This window comes from Brevibacillus nigriterrae (assembly GCF_049846925.1).
Classification (GTDB): domain Bacteria; phylum Bacillota; class Bacilli; order Brevibacillales; family Brevibacillaceae; genus Brevibacillus_H.
Map to the genome: position 1 here is coordinate 105,844 of NZ_JBNCMT010000011.1, position 14,455 is coordinate 120,298.

The window sequence follows — 14,455 nt, forward strand, 5'->3', positions numbered from 1 at the left end:
TAGTCAGTACAAAAATAGAGCTGAGAGAAACCCTTCCTATGAGAAGGGAAAAAGGAATTTAACTGCACTGTTGTTTAGTACAGTCCTTTTTGTATTGACTGGTCAGTACAAAATTAGTGTACTCCTGTTTCCTTAGTTTGGCAAGGGGTTTTCAACAAAAAAAAAAATAAAAGCTGCTCACATCAAGCGAACAGCTTAGCCTGTAATAAACGAATTGCGCACTCTTCCCCAGAATGGCAATTTCTTGTATCGGGCAAATTTTACTTTCTCCGTACCTACTCGGCACGTAATTGATCTTACTTTTTCCCAGACTGCCTGATCACGATCCATCCCAATCATGATCTCCGGGTTCATTACAATCATTTCTACTTCGTGATGTTTGGGCAGCACCAGTGAGCTGTTGATTGTACGGTACATCTGATTGTTGATCGAAGCAATCTCAGAGAGCTGAATGGCTTCAATAGACGGATGAATTAATGCTCCATTGACAGCTTTGTTGTAAGCAGTACTTCCTGATGGAGACGATACGATCAAGCCATCCCCTCGAAATGTCTCGAATTCTTCTCCGTTAATGAATACGCTTACCACCAAGGTGGACAGCGACGCATTGCGTATCACTACCTCATTCAATGCCCAATATGTAAAAGTTTGTCCATCCGTTAATTGAATGCGGCATTGAACCGTCGGATATTGCGCAATAAACGGCTGAATATTGTCCAGTGCCAGCACGAAATCATCCAGCTCGTCCGGCCGCCAATCTACATAAAATCCCAGGTGTCCCGTATGAATCCCCACGTAGGTAGGATCAAAACCATACTGATGTACCGCTTCAAGCAGGGTTCCATCACCACCGATGGATAGGACTACGTCCGGGTGTTCTGTCTCGTCCTTTACAAATCGATAGACCCGCTTCGTGCTGTTGCCGAGCTTCTCTTTTAGTAATCGTTCCACTTCTCGTGTATAGTCATCATTTCGCAAAACGGTTGCTACTCTCATGCTTGAACCTCTCATCTCTAGGAATTCATCCGACAAACTTCTTCTCCTACTATACCACATACAGGAGGTAATGTGACCTTTGCACACCCTGATTTCCTGCTTCATATTCATATGCAAAAGGGCGTATGTTCATGGCGTATTTGATTCGTATCTCGCTTGCTAAAAGAAAACTGTACTTGTACCAAAATAACAAGCGAATCAAAACCTATCCAGTTGGTGTTGGCAAAATAGCCACACAGACCCCTCAAGGAAATTTTTTCATTATTAACAAGGTACCTTATCCAAACAGTTACATCGGCGGACCCATCACGGTATTCGGAACGATGTGGATGGGCTTGAACAAACCTCACTATGGCATTCACGGAACAAACAACCCTTCATCGATTGGAAAGTTTGTCTCCCATGGGTGTATCCGCATGTACAACCGGGATGTCGAGGAACTGGCAAAAATCGTCCCCATCGGCACTCCTGTCCAGATTCGTCCCCAATAGTACAGGAAGGGTGAGCTGGCTCACCGCCAACTCACCCTGCTAAAGGCCTCTACCCAAATAAAATCGTTCGTTCCAGACGACGCACAATTTCCTCTGCCTTGTCGACCCAGTTCCCGTCAACTGAAGCATCCTTATCCACTGGCTCCTGGAATTGATTGATCAGCGGTTGAAACACATGACTTCCCATATAACCCGTGTCAGGGTCATTCCCTGTCTGATAGACGTGTTTTAGTACGAACGGTTGTCCGATTTCCAAACGGGCATCGGCGTTGTCCAATTCTCCTTCACGAACCGCTACAGGAATGCGCAGAAACACCATGCCTTTCTCATCTAGTTTCCGATCAAAATAACCTCCATCGTACTCCCAGTTCGCCAGGTTGAACCCCTCTGGAGACAATTGTTCCAACAACTCTCCATATGTGCTCTGCTTACCTTCCAAGCTGCTTGCAATTGGCTGCATGTACACATCCCCCGCCTTTCACAGTCTCCTGATTATTTTGCTTCAAACGTGGGGAATGTACTCAGCATTTAGTCTTCATCTTTATAATCGTAGCTCTCTAGGATCGGCTCAAACTTCTCTTCCTGTTCGAATTCACGTAATTTCTTCACTTGTTCCATATGGTGATAAAATTGTTCCTTGTTAATCAAGTATTCCTCTCCGTTATGTACGGCTCGAATTCGACCTTCCTTGATCTTCTCCAGTATAAAACCCTCCGGTAGCTGGAGATATTCGGCTGTCTCCTTCACAGTCAAATACATGACAATCACTATCCTTACTTCAGTCTCGCCTCTAACGCTTTCTTCTGCTCCTCGAAGCCTGGTTTGCCTAACAGGGCAAACATGTTTGTTTTATAAGCTTCTACCCCTGGCTGATCGAACGGATTGACACCTAGCAGGTAACCACTGATTGCGCAAGCCTTCTCGAAGAAATAAATTAATGCTCCCACATGGTAAGCTGTTACTTCCGGAATGGTGACAACCAGGTTTGGCACACCACCGTCTACATGAGCGAGAAGAGTGCCTTCGAATGCCTTTTTATTTACAAAGTCCATGCCATTGCCTGCCAAAAAGTTGAGACCATCTACATTGGCCTCATCAGCAGGTATCAAAAAATCCTTATTTGGCTTCTCTACATACAAAACCGTTTCAAACAAGTTCCGAATGCCATCCTGAATGTATTGACCCATGGAATGCAAATCTGCAGAGAACTCAACAGATGCGGGGAAAATACCTTTGCCATCCTTGCCTTCAGACTCTCCGTACAACTGCTTCCACCACTCCGAAAAATAACGGAATTGCGGCTCATAGCTCACCATCAGCTCAATGGTTTTCCCTTTGCGATAGAGGGCATTGCGAATGGCAGCATACTGATAGCAAGGATTTTCAGCGAGAGTGGGATTGGCATACTGTTCTCTCGCCTCTTGTGCACCTTGCATCAGCTCGTCAATATTTGTTCCACTCACGGCAATCGGCAATAGGCCTACTGCGGTCAGAACAGAAAAACGCCCCCCGACATTATCTGGGATGACGAAGCTTTCGTATCCCTCTTCATCTGCCAGCTTGCGAAGAGCACCTCTGGCTATATCTGTTGTTGCATAAATTCTTTTGCGTGCCTCGTCTTTTCCGTACTTCTTCTCCATGTACTCGCGGAAAATCCGGAAGGCAACTGCTGGTTCAGTGGTCGTTCCTGATTTGGAGATTACATTGATGGACAGTTCTTTACCTTCAATGACATCCAGCAAGTGAGAAAGATACACTGGGCTTATATTGTTTCCGACAAAGTAAATCTCCGGTGTTTTGCGTTTTTCTTTGGAAAGTGAATTATAGAAGGTATGCCCCAGCATGTCGAGTACAGCTTTTGCTCCCAGATACGAACCACCGATCCCGATGACGAGCAACACATCAGAATCAGCTTGAATTTTTGCCGAAGCTTGCTTGATTCTCCCAAACTCTTCCTGATCGTATTGAATTGGCAAATCAACCCAGCCCAAAAAATCATTTCCTGGTCCTGACTGGCTGTGCAACAGTTCATGTGCCAGAGAAATAAATGGGGACAAATTCTCCCACTCGTGTGGCTTCACAAAAGAGAGTGCATTGCAATAATCAAATCCGATTGATTGTGCCATATGTACCTCCATAATCCATTTACAAATCTTTATCCATTTTAACATGGACATGAAAAGCACGCTCGGGACAATTCCTGTCCACTCTCGGATTACTTGATTTGTCGGATGATCGGATTCAGGATGAGTCTGAGATGACCTTTAGCAGAAAAAATATGATGATGCCGATAGCTGTTACTCCGGCCCAGATAATCTTTTCCCCTGTCGTGGCATGGCCATATCTCATAATGCCAATGCATTTCCATGTACCAACAATCATCAAGAGCAAACTTCCCAATAATAAAAGGTATCCCATAGCCCCCCTCCTTTCCTTCCTATTACATATATGGTCAGAAAGGGGAAACATACCTCAAGTTTTATCCTGTTCGTCTACACGGTTCTGTCCTAAGTTTTTAAGTATCGAGCGACCTCGTTCACGAATCTTGTCATCACGCACAGTTAGTTGGTTCTTTTTTAACAACCCATTTTTGGACGTATCAGGACGTGGTCTCGGCTGATGATCCCTGGATTCGGTCATACGTATTTGCCACCGGACTTCTTGTCAAACTCATCCAAAAGCTCTGCAAAGGATTTGTTCTTTTCACGTTCCTCTTTTTCCTTGCGAAGGCGCTCTGCTTCTTCCTGTGCTTCTTTTTCTTTGGCCTGCTTCAGATCTTTTTCAATCGACTTCAATTTCGTCAACATGTCTTCTTTCAGCAGGTCTTTCAGGCTGTTGCCTGATTTGCTGTCCATACTGTTATTGGCTTCCTGTGCCTTTGGCTTAAAGTGCTGCTGAGATTTTTTCTTTGCCATATTTTTCACTGCTCCTTTTCTATATAGTTACATGGACTGTTCTGTTATTCACTCTGCATTCTGGCTATACTACAACCATCCTAGAGAGGAGGCATGTACAATGCGAAACAAAGCAAAAGACTTCGGAAAGACAGCCGAAATCCGTGGCCCGAAATCTCAATCGGAGGCTGTTCGCTCAGATGGCTCCATCAATAGTGAACCACAAGAGCGGCTAAAAGAAAACAGATAAGCGTTCGGAGGTGTTGTTCATGACGAATCAGAAAACACCCAATACAGATAAACTCAGCATTGATGGGACCTTGCCACATCAAATTGACGCTCCTGATTTTAAACAATCGAAGATCAAGATGCAAAAACCGTTTATCAATGAATTCGGGGTAGTGATTGGCGACAGCTTCTACAACTCGCCTCAATCTCCCTTGAACCAATGGAGCAAAGATACCGACCCATCGGTTATGGCGGGCGATCAGTGGGTGCATCCAACCAATGACATCGGTTGGAATACCGCAGAAAATCGTGATCTCCTGCAAAACATTCGTCCCAAAGGGCAGCCTTTCATGCACCCTACAATGGATGTGAGCAAAAGAAAAGACTAACCCCATCACGATGGTATTGTGCCCGATCGATCATCCAAGTCGATACGGGCTTTTTTTCTGGTTGCTGTGAGAGAGAAACTATATTGAAGCCAAAGCGTATATACTAATTGAATAGAATGATGACAGGAGCTGACTTTTTTTAATGAAGGAAAAAACAAAAATACAATCGGCTCTGCTCGCCATCGGTGCTTTTTTGGCGACAAATCTGAAGTGGGTTGTTGGATTTTTGAAGTTTTCCAAATTCGGCACTACTTTGATTTCGATGGTGATCAGTTTAGGCGCCTATGCCATGTTTTACGGTTGGAAGTTCGCAGTTGCACTGGTTTATTTGATCTTTGTCCATGAAATGGGCCATTTGATCGCTGCCAAGCAGAAAGGAATCAAGACCTCACCTGCGATCTTTATCCCGTTTGCGGGAGCTTTGATTTCTATGAAGGAACAACCCCGTGATGCCGAAACAGAAAGTTATTTGGCATATGGCGGACCACTTGCCGGTCTAATCTCATTTTTACCAGCTATTCCTCTCTATTGGTGGACAAACGACCCATTCTGGGGCCTAGTGATTTACCTGGGTGCGATGATTAACCTGTTTAATCTGTTGCCGATCTCTCCACTGGATGGTGGCCGGATTGTTTCTGTACTGTCCACAAAGCTCTGGTTTTTCGGACTGCTGGCACTCGGTGGAATGCTCTTTTTTTCACCCGACCCGCTCATGTTCCTGATCTTCATCATCGGTTTGTTTACATGGTGGGGGCGAATTCGGGAAACGTACCGATACCGGGTCTTGTCTTACGAAAAACAGCAGCTTGAATCGTTTATGGAAGAAGTTCGCACCTGGCCGACTCTTTACTCATTGGCTGATAAACGAGCAGAATTGCAATTTCAGCTTCCCTCCCATAAAAGTGAAAAGCGTCCTTTTACCATTCCGTTTTTGCAAGATGAGAAGCGTCTCGCATTCGAGAAACAAAAGATAAGCGCAAAATACGCCACACTAAAATGGGAGCTTTTGCATCAATGGGAGCGAATGCCTGTACACTATCTGGACGGCAATCCGCTTCAACCAATTCCCTCACCCATTTTGGAGGAAGCCGCAGCCGAGGCACAGAATCATCTGAAGCAAGTGAATGAGCAAATGCATCGCCTCAGCACGTATTACGAATCATCGACCAGCACCAAATGGAAGGTGCTCATTGCCTATGTGGGGCTGATCCTGATTCTCTCTTTATTCTTCCTCTATGGCAATGGCATCATGGATCTGCATCAGGATTCTTTACGTAGATAACAAAACGGTCATAACCGTTTTGTTGACCGCAAGCGGTCACATCCACTTTTATGAAAAACGTCGAGACGTTTTTCACAGTAAAAAAAAGCCTGGATTGCTCCGGGCTTTTTTTTGTGTCTGTTATTCTATTTGCTCTTTTTAATCCGAGATTGCATTTTCGTAATCAGCTCATCCTCGTTCTCACCGATGAACCATCTGCCATTAACAAAGACAAAAGCACGTTTCAAGCAGTGTCCACACATATTCTGGCAGCCAATCTCGACTGTTGCGTCTGGTACCATGTCTTTTAAGCGTTCGGCAAACTTGTCTGCCTGATAACCTTTGCACAAATCACAGATTCGAATATCATTAGCCATGAAGCATGTTCCTTTCTATGTGAAAAAAGCATGATGCAGCCTTTATTCCGTTCAATTAACGATGCAGGATAACATTCTTACTATATATGGTTTTCGAAGCAGTAGCAAGTTACTCTTGGCAAATGTACAATAAAGAAGACTAGGCTTCGGGAAAGGAAGATATTCATTGGTTCATGTACTGTTTGTTTGTCTAGGCAACATTTGCCGCTCTCCCATGGCAGAAGCGGTCTTTCGCCATCTTGTCGTTCAAGCGGGATTAGAAAAAGAAATCTCCGTTGATTCAGCCGGCACGGGTGGCTGGCATGCTGGTGAACCGCCTCATCCTGGGACGCAAAAGGTACTCAAATCCAAAGAAATCAGCTATGAAACGCTTCGAGCCAGACAAATCCACCCAACTGATTTTGATCAGTTTGACTACATCATTGGTATGGATGAAGAAAACATCAGCAATCTGCACCAAATGACAAAAGGACGAGACAAGGTGTACAGGCTGCTCGACTTTGCCCCTCATCTATCGGAACGCAATGTGGAAGATCCCTATTACACTAAGCGCTTTGATTACGTTTATTCACTAGTAGAAGCTGGGTGTAAAGGTTTGCTGGAGCGAATTTGTCGGGAACATCATCTTTCATAGGCTTCACAATGTGTTTATTTAAAAAATCCAGCCGACACATTTACGCAATTGTCGGCTGGACCTCATTTGGACGGATGTAGATTATTACCCGTCTTTCTTCGTTATACCTGTATAGATGTAAATCGCATCCCGGAGAAATTCAGCCATACCAGGCCGCTTTTCATAATATGCCTTAAATCGTTCATCATCCACGTACATTTGGGCAAGACCCGCATGCGCCTCTTTGTTGTACTCACCCCAACTGTACATCAGCCACTTCTTATGCAACTCTGCCGTTTTTTGCCCGAGATCGCTGTTTGGTTCACCATGTTCAAACGCTTCCTCTAGAGTCTTGAGGACTTCATCGGTCAGACGATTAAACTCGTCATATTCTTTTTCACTCATCTTCTTCCATTTTTCATTCGATTTGTTTACGACGTCATCACCATATTTCTCACGGATTTCTTTTCCGTACTTGGCTTCATTCTCGTCGATCATCTGCTGTTTAAACCCCTCAAATTTCTCCTTATCCGTCATCGTTGTTCTTCCTTCCATTGATGAAATTGTTTTTTCCACATTCGCAATTAGCACATCCAACTGGTTTCTTTTGTCAAGGAGCTGTCTGCGGTGCTCACGAAGAGCTTCGGCTCCGTTATAGGTAGGGGAGGTCACAATCGTTTTAATCATTTCAAGGCCGACTCCCAATTCTTTGAAAAACAGAATTTGCTGCAAACGATCTACTTCTTTCTGACCATAGATCCGATATCCTGACGAGTTGATTCTTGCCGGCTTCAGAATCCCGATCTCATCATAATACCGAAGTGTTCTGGTACTGATTCCAGCCAATTGCCCCAGCTTTTGTACGGTGTATTCCATTCGCTCACCTCCTGTCATTATTACTGTACACCTTTACGCACGCGTCAATGTCAATCCCTTTTTTAACCCACCAAATTCCACCAAAAAAAGGTAGCCCACGCAGGCTACCTTTTCACGTCTTACTGACTATTTACATTTGCATTTCCAGGCGCAGGTACATTTCGAAGAATCGAAACTTCTACCCGACGATTTTTGGCTCGTCCTTCCGCAGAACCGTTTGAAGCAATCGGATGGTACTCCCCGTATCCCGTCGCACTGAACTTGCGTGGGTCAAGCGTTGAATTCTCCAAAAGAATCTTCATAAAGTTCAACGCCCGCTTGGAGCTTAAATCCCAGTTGGAAGGAAACTCACTGGTATGAATCGGAACATTATCCGTGTGTCCAGATACGATGACCTGCCGAGGATACTTTTCGAGCATACCCGAAATTTCTTGAGCCAGTTTTCTTGCATCCGGGCGAACATCAGCACGTCCAGAGGCAAACAGAGCGTTGTCCAGAATCGTAATCATTAATCCCATATCCGTAAGCTTCGTTTGCAGCTTGTCTGTCAGCTTGTTCTCCTTGATATAGGCATCGATGGATTGCTGCAACTTCTGCAGGTTTTCTGTTTCTTTCTGGAATTTTTCACGCTGTTCCTTTTCACGCTGGGTCTCATCTTTTTTGTCCTGCTCTTTCTCTGGAAGTGTGGTCTGTGGCACTACTTCTGGAGTCTTAACTGGTTGAGGGTTCTCAAAAAAACTGATACCACCGTTAAACGCCATACTCAATGACTCGGACAGCTGTTCAAATTTTTTCGCATCTACTTGGCTCGAGGCAAATAGTACGATGAATAGTGCAAGCAGAAGGGTTAGCAAGTCAGCGTATGGAATCAGCCAGGTTTCGTCGATGTGCTCTTCATGGTGTGCATGCTTCTTCTTTTTAGCCATTCACACCGACTCCCTCTTCTTTCGCTTCTGGTTTCTCAATCGTACGTTCGCTTACTGGGATGTAGACCAGCAATTTTTGCTCAATTGCGGCTGGAGATACCCCCGCTTGAATGGAAAGCAAACCTTCCACCATGATTTTTTTGATTTCGATTTCTTTTTTTGATTTTCGTTTCAATTTATTAGCAAATGGATGCCATAATACGTAACCCGTAAAAATACCCAGGAGTGTCGCAACGAATGCGGCAGCGATGGAGTGTCCCAATTTGTCGATATCAGACAAGTTACCTAACGCAGCGATCAAACCAACAACCGCTCCAAGTACCCCGAGTGTTGGTGCATACGTACCGGCTTGTGAAAAGATTAGTGCTCCGGCCGCATGGCGCTCTTCGATTGCGGAAATTTCCTCGTTTAATACATCCCGAACGAATTCCGGTTCTCCACCGTCGATGATCATTTTCATGCCGTTGCGCAGGAATGGATCCTTGATTTCATCGGACGTATTCTCCAGTGCAAGCAGACCTTCACGGCGAGCAATCGACGCCCAGTTCATAAATTGAGAAATTAATTCCTTTTTCGAAATCAAGGATTGTTCACTAAACAAGATCTTTAATAACTTAGGGAATTTGGCTAACTCAGCCATGGGAAACCCGATGAAAAGTGTGGCTGCTGTACCTACAAAGATAATCATGAATGCAGCAGGGTTGATCAATGCAGCAGGGCTCGCTCCTTTAAGTGCCATCCCCACAACAACTGCAATAACCCCTAACGCCAAGCCTATATATGACGATTTCTCCATATGTTACAACCCCTATGCACAGTAATAAGTAATGACAAAAGATAACTCCATATCTATGTTTTCGGAATTTAGAACCAAAAAAATAAGAGAAATATGTAAGTTTCTCAAAATTTATATCGATTTTTGTACCAAGATCATGAAATCTATCAAAATCATAGCATATTTGGTGCTGTTGAGAAACAAAGATGATGCGCCCAGTTACTTTACCAATCAACGATGATTGACGTATGTTGCAATCTTCATTACTATATAACTAATTGAAGTCATCTGATGAGTAGTGCATTTTTCTGTTAAAGTGCTAACAATAGATTAGGATTATAGAAGAGAGTTATGGGGGGAGCCAATGAAAGGGTTACTGCGACCAGAAATCAAAAAAACGTACGAGGAAGTAGCAGACTTTTTGAAAGAACAAATCCTGTCTGGTGCGTATCAAACAGGTGACCGACTGCCGTCCATCCGTGAAATGAGTGAACAGCTTGGGGTAGGTCAGTCAACAATCAGGGAAGCCATCGGTTCTCTTAAAACAATCGGTCTGGTCAGTATCCGTCACGGAGAAGGAACCTTTGTCACGGCATTCAACAGACAAGATATACTCAATATGTTCGATGCCTTCCGCCCGATTAATAACGAGGATATCTCTTATCTGCTGGAGCTGCGTAAAATCATCGAGACAGGGGCTGTTCGCCTGGCTGCAGAACGCCGCACTGAAGAGCACCTGCAAACGATGCAATCAGCATTAACGGAAATGGAACAGGCACTCAGGGAAGGCAAGGTAGCCCACGATGCCGACTGGAGGTTCCACTACACAATAGCCAATGCATCGCAGAATCCGTTTCTTGAATCCGTCATGCGCTCCATGTCTGAGACGATGGAAAAAATCATCAAGGCAGGATTGGACAAGCTGCATGCGACCAAGGAAAACCCGAAACGCTTTTATGAACAGCATCTGGATATTTACGATGCCATTTCAGATCAGAACACGAAGCGTGCGGAAGAAGCGATGATTTACCATCTGCTTGATGCGGAAAAAGGGATATTCCAATAAAAAAACGCCACCGATGCAGCGAGTGCATTTCGGTGGCGTTTTCTACTTATTTTTTAGGTGTTGCTACAGGCTGTGCAGGCTTCACTTTTAACAGAGAATACGGTTTGGAGTTATGGTCCAACACCTTGAATGTGTAGCCTTGTGCCTTCAAATAGCTGATAATCTCCGGCAAGGCATTCGCAGTATTCTCTTTGGAGGCTGCGTCATGCAAAAGAATGACGAGTTCACGTTTGTTCTTACTGCTTCCCTTCACCTGGGCGATCGCTTCACTGGCCGTATAATTCATACCAGATGCATCACCGGAGCTGACATTCCAGTCAAAATACTGATATCCGCTTGCCTTGATCGCATCGACCAGCTCATACATGATCCATTTGTCTTTCCCATAAACGGCCGGGTTCTGCGCTTTCTTACTGACTGTATTGTTGCTGCCCCCCGGGAAACGAAACATCGTCGGTCGATAGCCGATTACCTTCTCAATTGCTTGATTGCCTGCTTCCACGTCCTTCATGAAGCTTTCACGGTCACGGTAAATCGCTTTGTAATTATGGGAAAAAGTATGATTGCCGATACTGTGTCCTTCTGCTACGGTTTGTTTCAGAATTCCTTCGTTCCCCTTGATGCTTTTTCCTACAATGAAGAACGTAGCTGGAACCTTCTCCTGCTTTAGTATATTCAGAACCTTCAAAGTAACCTTCGACGGTCCATCATCAAAGGTCAGATACGCTACCTTTTCGGAAGACTGAACTGGAGGTGCAGGTACAGGAGTGACTGGGTGCTGCGGCTTTGCAGGCACTGTCACTGATGACGATGGTGTTCCTGAATCCGCAACGCCTTTTACCTGTTTGATGCTGGATTTCAAATGAATCATTTTATTGTGTGATTCGAATGTTGCCACTCCAGGTTTTTCTGAAATAACTCCTTTTTCAAACAATGCCAGCAACGAAAGTGGCATATAAAGCGTGTCATTCGAGCGTAGCAAAGCTGCACCCTTGGTATCTACATATTCACCGTTGATCGTGACGACCATTGGTTTTTTTCCTGGTTCCATGACGATATTTTTATGATCCGGTTTTGCTGCAATCAGTTGATTTGCAGTCGAATCCCAGCGAACCTGATAGCCAAATTCCTCTAGTATCAAGCGCATCGGTGCATACATCTTGTTGCCGTTTTCCATTGCACCAGGAATCGTCACATGTGCTTTGGTTTGCCCGTCTTCATGATGATTGACCGTGTCATAAATCAGATACGAATTTCTTGCTACACGAAACTGTTCCAGTTCTTTTGCATAAAGTGCTTCGATCTTCAGGGGAGAGTACCCTTGTTCGAGATACAAGCCAATTTCGTTGGAACCCATGATTTTATCGAACATGACGATGCCTCTGCCGCTTTTAGGCACAGGAAAATGACTTAATTGTCGGGCAATGGCAAGTACGTAAATGCCCGTTTTGGCTGGATTGAAAGAGTACGCATTTTCAATTGTTAACCGAACTCCGCCATCTGCCCCACGGTATTCCGCTGTAAAGGAAACACCAGGAAGTTTCTCCTGATTCAAAAGATTCGCAAATTGATCGGCATCAATTCCTTTGCCGCCCACCCACTGGTAGGAATCTGCCTGATACATTCCCGTTCCTTCACCGAGACCTGTAGCCATATACCCCCACACAGCCTGAAGATCAGGAATCGCAGGTGATCTTTGGACCCAGATTAATCCTGTATCTTGAAAAATCATCCGCCTCGTATAGCCTTCCATCGGGGCAATACGCAAGGAGACTCCGATTTTACGGTTAAAATACTGAGCCAGTTCTCCAATCGTCATCCCGTGAGCCATCGGCAAATGATCAACGCCGACAAATGACTGATAGGCATCTTTGAGCATGGGGCCATCTACAATGATTCCGCCCAGAGGATTCGGTCTGTCGAGAACAATTACTTCTTTCTTGTATTTCTGGGCAGCTACCATACAGTACTGGAGAGTGGAGAGGTATGTATCGCTTCTCGCCCCGATGTCTTGCAAATCGATCAGGAGAACATCAATCTCTTTTACCATTTCTTCCGAGGGCATCCGAGTACTGCCATATAAACTGTACACCGGGATTTGAAGCTCAGGATGCATATACGACTCCACATATTGCCCTGGTTTTGCTTTGCCATCCAATCCGTGTTCAGGTGCATACAGCGCTTTGAGAGAAGCTCCTTTGTAGCCGGAAAGGGCCTGAATCACACTTTCTCCCCTGCTGTTTACCCCGGTCTGGTTTGTGACAAGGCCTAGCCGTTTTCCGTCAATCCACTCATGGTACCTTGTCAGCAAAACGTCGTCGCCAAGTTTGATATTAGAGGTAGCTGCTTTTGTTTGAATATTTACCGTCAGCAACAACATGGTGACAAAAACAAGAAAAGCAGTTACTTGCCTCACCGTCACTCTTCCCTTCGGTTTCGTTCTTCTCAATTCTCTATTTGTGTGACGACGAGATAATTGTCCGTGTTCCATGAATTTTCAACCCACTTTTTCTTATCATGACGGAATCAAATATACTCTTTAAAAGCGTATTTGGCAAACACATCTTGTATAAAAAAAGCCACCTCAATTTGTGTAATATCACAAATGAAATGGCATGTAAATCTGTCAATAGTCTGCTGTTTTACCAGCCCATTCTCTCCCTAAGGGTTGTCACGTGAGCAATGTGATGTCTGCCATGCCAGGAATAGAGACCTGTAGCATGTGTAAGGGAAACAACTCCGTTTTGCGGATGGATAAAGGAACGCTTGAAATCTTCAGGACTCATGGATCGGAGCAAAACAATCCACCGCTCGTGCAATGCATCCAGTAAAGTTAGCGATACTTCTACTGGCTGAGCGGAATCAGCCAACTCTGCCCAACTCGCTTCTTCATACGGCTTAATGGTCGGTTCATCCTCAGTCAAAGCCAGCTTAAACCGGATGTAGCTGTTCATGTGACTGTCAGCAACATGATGAACTACCTGGCGAAGTGTCCAACCATCCGGGCGATACGGTGTATCCAACTGTTCTGGAGAAAGCCCCTTGACGGCAAGGCGAAGTTGAGTCGGTATTGCTTCGATTTCATCAATCCACTTGCTCATTTGCTCTGCACTTGCTTCCCCGGCCCATTCAAAAGTGCCAATCGGATAACGCAAATCCATCTTTCTCCACCTCCCAATTAATGATTCCATTGTATCGGGAAATATTGGTGATGGGAAGCTTGATTATATTTTGTTCTTTTCAATTTGTTCGTGGAGAGTAGCAATCACTCCGTAGAATGCGTAGAAGAAGGATTCCGGTGCGATCAGACGAAAATGCCCAACTGCATCGCATGAAAACTTGAGTGAGTTCTCTAATAATCGATAGGTCTCATAGGCATAAAAGCAGAAATGCTTATAATCGAATTTCGGCATCTTTTCATAGATTACGGCAATTTCCTGTTTATACTGATCCAGATTCTGTACCGCTTCTGCAATAATTGTCTGGATATCATCTATTGTTGCTTCTACGATCAAGTCATTGTTTTTGATGCTTATAGTAGCCATTTGCCACGCTTCCTTCCT

The 14,455-nt window shown here is 44.6% G+C and carries 20 protein-coding genes; 6 read left to right on the top strand and 14 right to left on the bottom strand.

Features of this window, described 5'->3' with window-relative positions:
• Positions 1-195: 195 nt before the first annotated feature.
• Positions 196-996, bottom strand: a complete 801-nt coding sequence (locus ACPW7N_RS10535; RefSeq protein WP_425651077.1) for an NAD kinase — start codon at positions 994-996, stop codon at positions 196-198.
• A gap of 131 nt (positions 997-1,127) precedes the next feature.
• On the opposite strand from ACPW7N_RS10535, the gene ACPW7N_RS10540 reads away from it, so the two are divergent.
• Positions 1,128-1,487, top strand: coding sequence for a L,D-transpeptidase (locus ACPW7N_RS10540; RefSeq protein WP_425651035.1), 360 nt, complete (start codon positions 1,128-1,130; stop codon positions 1,485-1,487).
• A gap of 49 nt (positions 1,488-1,536) precedes the next feature.
• On the opposite strand, the gene ACPW7N_RS10545 is transcribed toward ACPW7N_RS10540, so the two are convergent.
• From ACPW7N_RS10545 to ACPW7N_RS10570, 6 genes are all read right to left on the bottom strand, one after another.
• Complete coding sequence (locus ACPW7N_RS10545) at positions 1,537-1,947, bottom strand: YugN family protein (RefSeq protein WP_425651036.1); 411 nt, start codon at positions 1,945-1,947, stop codon at positions 1,537-1,539.
• Positions 1,948-2,015: 68 nt separating this feature from the next.
• Complete coding sequence (locus tag ACPW7N_RS10550) at positions 2,016-2,246, bottom strand: excisionase family DNA-binding protein (protein ID WP_425651037.1); 231 nt, start codon at positions 2,244-2,246, stop codon at positions 2,016-2,018.
• Between the two features lie 14 nt (positions 2,247-2,260).
• Positions 2,261-3,613: a glucose-6-phosphate isomerase gene (locus ACPW7N_RS10555; protein WP_425651038.1), complete on the bottom strand. Its 1,353-nt coding sequence runs from the start codon at positions 3,611-3,613 to the stop codon at positions 2,261-2,263.
• 115 nt (positions 3,614-3,728) lie between these two features.
• Positions 3,729-3,905, bottom strand: a complete 177-nt coding sequence (locus ACPW7N_RS10560; protein WP_425651039.1) for a hypothetical protein — start codon at positions 3,903-3,905, stop codon at positions 3,729-3,731.
• Between the two features lie 54 nt (positions 3,906-3,959).
• Positions 3,960-4,127, bottom strand: coding sequence for a hypothetical protein (locus tag ACPW7N_RS10565; protein ID WP_425651040.1), 168 nt, complete (start codon positions 4,125-4,127; stop codon positions 3,960-3,962).
• A complete protein-coding gene (locus ACPW7N_RS10570; RefSeq protein WP_425651041.1) occupies positions 4,124-4,402 on the bottom strand; it encodes a DUF3886 domain-containing protein in 279 nt (92 codons plus the stop codon). Before ACPW7N_RS10570 ends, ACPW7N_RS10565 begins: the two co-directional genes overlap by 4 nt.
• A 100-nt stretch (positions 4,403-4,502) precedes the next feature.
• On the opposite strand from ACPW7N_RS10570, the gene sspK reads away from it, so the two are divergent.
• From sspK to ACPW7N_RS10585, 3 genes are all read left to right on the top strand, one after another.
• Positions 4,503-4,631 carry a small acid-soluble spore protein K gene (sspK, locus tag ACPW7N_RS10575; RefSeq protein ID WP_425651042.1) on the top strand — a complete coding sequence of 43 codons (129 nt, stop codon included), beginning with the start codon at positions 4,503-4,505 and terminating at the stop codon, positions 4,629-4,631.
• A 19-nt stretch (positions 4,632-4,650) separates the two neighbouring features.
• Positions 4,651-4,998 (top strand): DUF3905 domain-containing protein, encoded by a 348-nt coding sequence (locus ACPW7N_RS10580; RefSeq protein WP_425651043.1) that lies wholly within the window; start codon positions 4,651-4,653, stop codon positions 4,996-4,998.
• 142 nt (positions 4,999-5,140) lie between these two features.
• Complete coding sequence (locus ACPW7N_RS10585; RefSeq protein WP_425651044.1) at positions 5,141-6,280, top strand: site-2 protease family protein; 1,140 nt, start codon at positions 5,141-5,143, stop codon at positions 6,278-6,280.
• 125 nt (positions 6,281-6,405) lie between these two features.
• Here the strand turns inward: ACPW7N_RS10585 and ACPW7N_RS10590 are convergent, their stop codons facing one another.
• The gene (locus ACPW7N_RS10590) at positions 6,406-6,636 is read right to left on the bottom strand and encodes a DUF1450 domain-containing protein (protein ID WP_425651045.1); all 231 of its coding nucleotides are present in this window, start codon (positions 6,634-6,636) and stop codon (positions 6,406-6,408) included.
• A 166-nt stretch (positions 6,637-6,802) separates the two neighbouring features.
• On the opposite strand from ACPW7N_RS10590, the gene ACPW7N_RS10595 reads away from it, so the two are divergent.
• Entirely contained in the window at positions 6,803-7,270 is a 468-nt protein-coding gene (locus tag ACPW7N_RS10595) for a low molecular weight protein-tyrosine-phosphatase (protein ID WP_425651046.1), read from the top strand.
• Between the two features lie 84 nt (positions 7,271-7,354).
• On the opposite strand, the gene ACPW7N_RS10600 is transcribed toward ACPW7N_RS10595, so the two are convergent.
• From ACPW7N_RS10600 to motA, 3 genes are all read right to left on the bottom strand, one after another.
• On the bottom strand, positions 7,355-8,125 hold the full coding sequence (locus ACPW7N_RS10600; RefSeq protein ID WP_425651047.1) for a MerR family transcriptional regulator: 771 nt from the start codon (positions 8,123-8,125) through the stop codon (positions 7,355-7,357).
• 119 nt (positions 8,126-8,244) lie between these two features.
• On the bottom strand, positions 8,245-9,051 hold the full coding sequence (gene motB / locus ACPW7N_RS10605) for a flagellar motor protein MotB (protein WP_425651048.1): 807 nt from the start codon (positions 9,049-9,051) through the stop codon (positions 8,245-8,247).
• Positions 9,044-9,847, bottom strand: a complete 804-nt coding sequence (gene motA, locus ACPW7N_RS10610) for a flagellar motor stator protein MotA (protein WP_425651049.1) — start codon at positions 9,845-9,847, stop codon at positions 9,044-9,046. Before motA ends, motB begins: the two co-directional genes overlap by 8 nt.
• Positions 9,848-10,190: 343 nt before the next feature.
• Between motA and ACPW7N_RS10615 the strand changes: the two genes are divergently transcribed.
• On the top strand, positions 10,191-10,892 hold the full coding sequence (locus ACPW7N_RS10615) for a FadR/GntR family transcriptional regulator (RefSeq protein WP_425651050.1): 702 nt from the start codon (positions 10,191-10,193) through the stop codon (positions 10,890-10,892).
• Between the two features lie 46 nt (positions 10,893-10,938).
• Here the strand turns inward: ACPW7N_RS10615 and ACPW7N_RS10620 are convergent, their stop codons facing one another.
• The 3 genes from ACPW7N_RS10620 to ACPW7N_RS10630 all read right to left on the bottom strand — a co-directional run bounded on the left by ACPW7N_RS10620 (position 10,939) and on the right by ACPW7N_RS10630 (position 14,437).
• On the bottom strand, positions 10,939-13,383 hold the full coding sequence (locus tag ACPW7N_RS10620) for an exo-beta-N-acetylmuramidase NamZ domain-containing protein (protein WP_425651051.1): 2,445 nt from the start codon (positions 13,381-13,383) through the stop codon (positions 10,939-10,941).
• 151 nt (positions 13,384-13,534) lie between these two features.
• Positions 13,535-14,053: a YfiT family bacillithiol transferase gene (locus tag ACPW7N_RS10625; RefSeq protein WP_425651052.1), complete on the bottom strand. Its 519-nt coding sequence runs from the start codon at positions 14,051-14,053 to the stop codon at positions 13,535-13,537.
• A gap of 63 nt (positions 14,054-14,116) precedes the next feature.
• On the bottom strand, positions 14,117-14,437 hold the full coding sequence (locus ACPW7N_RS10630) for a hypothetical protein (RefSeq protein WP_425651053.1): 321 nt from the start codon (positions 14,435-14,437) through the stop codon (positions 14,117-14,119).
• Positions 14,438-14,455: the final 18 nt, after the last annotated feature.

What these genes read in the sequence shown, in the direction of transcription:
- ACPW7N_RS10535 (WP_425651077.1), bottom strand. Translation starts at nt 996, where the DNA reads ATGAGAGTAGCAACCGTTTTGCGAAATGATGACTATACACGAGAAGTG.
- ACPW7N_RS10540 (WP_425651035.1), top strand. Translation starts at nt 1,128, where the DNA reads ATGGCGTATTTGATTCGTATCTCGCTTGCTAAAAGAAAACTGTACTTG.
- ACPW7N_RS10545 (WP_425651036.1), bottom strand. Translation starts at nt 1,947, where the DNA reads ATGCAGCCAATTGCAAGCAGCTTGGAAGGTAAGCAGAGCACATATGGA.
- ACPW7N_RS10550 (WP_425651037.1), bottom strand. Translation starts at nt 2,246, where the DNA reads ATGTATTTGACTGTGAAGGAGACAGCCGAATATCTCCAGCTACCGGAG.
- ACPW7N_RS10555 (WP_425651038.1), bottom strand. Translation starts at nt 3,613, where the DNA reads ATGGCACAATCAATCGGATTTGATTATTGCAATGCACTCTCTTTTGTG.
- ACPW7N_RS10560 (WP_425651039.1), bottom strand. Translation starts at nt 3,905, where the DNA reads ATGGGATACCTTTTATTATTGGGAAGTTTGCTCTTGATGATTGTTGGT.
- ACPW7N_RS10565 (WP_425651040.1), bottom strand. Translation starts at nt 4,127, where the DNA reads ATGACCGAATCCAGGGATCATCAGCCGAGACCACGTCCTGATACGTCC.
- ACPW7N_RS10570 (WP_425651041.1), bottom strand. Translation starts at nt 4,402, where the DNA reads ATGGCAAAGAAAAAATCTCAGCAGCACTTTAAGCCAAAGGCACAGGAA.
- sspK (WP_425651042.1), top strand. Translation starts at nt 4,503, where the DNA reads ATGCGAAACAAAGCAAAAGACTTCGGAAAGACAGCCGAAATCCGTGGC.
- ACPW7N_RS10580 (WP_425651043.1), top strand. Translation starts at nt 4,651, where the DNA reads ATGACGAATCAGAAAACACCCAATACAGATAAACTCAGCATTGATGGG.
- ACPW7N_RS10585 (WP_425651044.1), top strand. Translation starts at nt 5,141, where the DNA reads ATGAAGGAAAAAACAAAAATACAATCGGCTCTGCTCGCCATCGGTGCT.
- ACPW7N_RS10590 (WP_425651045.1), bottom strand. Translation starts at nt 6,636, where the DNA reads ATGGCTAATGATATTCGAATCTGTGATTTGTGCAAAGGTTATCAGGCA.
- ACPW7N_RS10600 (WP_425651047.1), bottom strand. Translation starts at nt 8,125, where the DNA reads ATGGAATACACCGTACAAAAGCTGGGGCAATTGGCTGGAATCAGTACC.
- motB (WP_425651048.1), bottom strand. Translation starts at nt 9,051, where the DNA reads ATGGCTAAAAAGAAGAAGCATGCACACCATGAAGAGCACATCGACGAA.
- motA (WP_425651049.1), bottom strand. Translation starts at nt 9,847, where the DNA reads ATGGAGAAATCGTCATATATAGGCTTGGCGTTAGGGGTTATTGCAGTT.
- ACPW7N_RS10615 (WP_425651050.1), top strand. Translation starts at nt 10,191, where the DNA reads ATGAAAGGGTTACTGCGACCAGAAATCAAAAAAACGTACGAGGAAGTA.
- ACPW7N_RS10620 (WP_425651051.1), bottom strand. Translation starts at nt 13,383, where the DNA reads ATGGAACACGGACAATTATCTCGTCGTCACACAAATAGAGAATTGAGA.
- ACPW7N_RS10625 (WP_425651052.1), bottom strand. Translation starts at nt 14,053, where the DNA reads ATGGATTTGCGTTATCCGATTGGCACTTTTGAATGGGCCGGGGAAGCA.
- ACPW7N_RS10630 (WP_425651053.1), bottom strand. Translation starts at nt 14,437, where the DNA reads ATGGCTACTATAAGCATCAAAAACAATGACTTGATCGTAGAAGCAACA.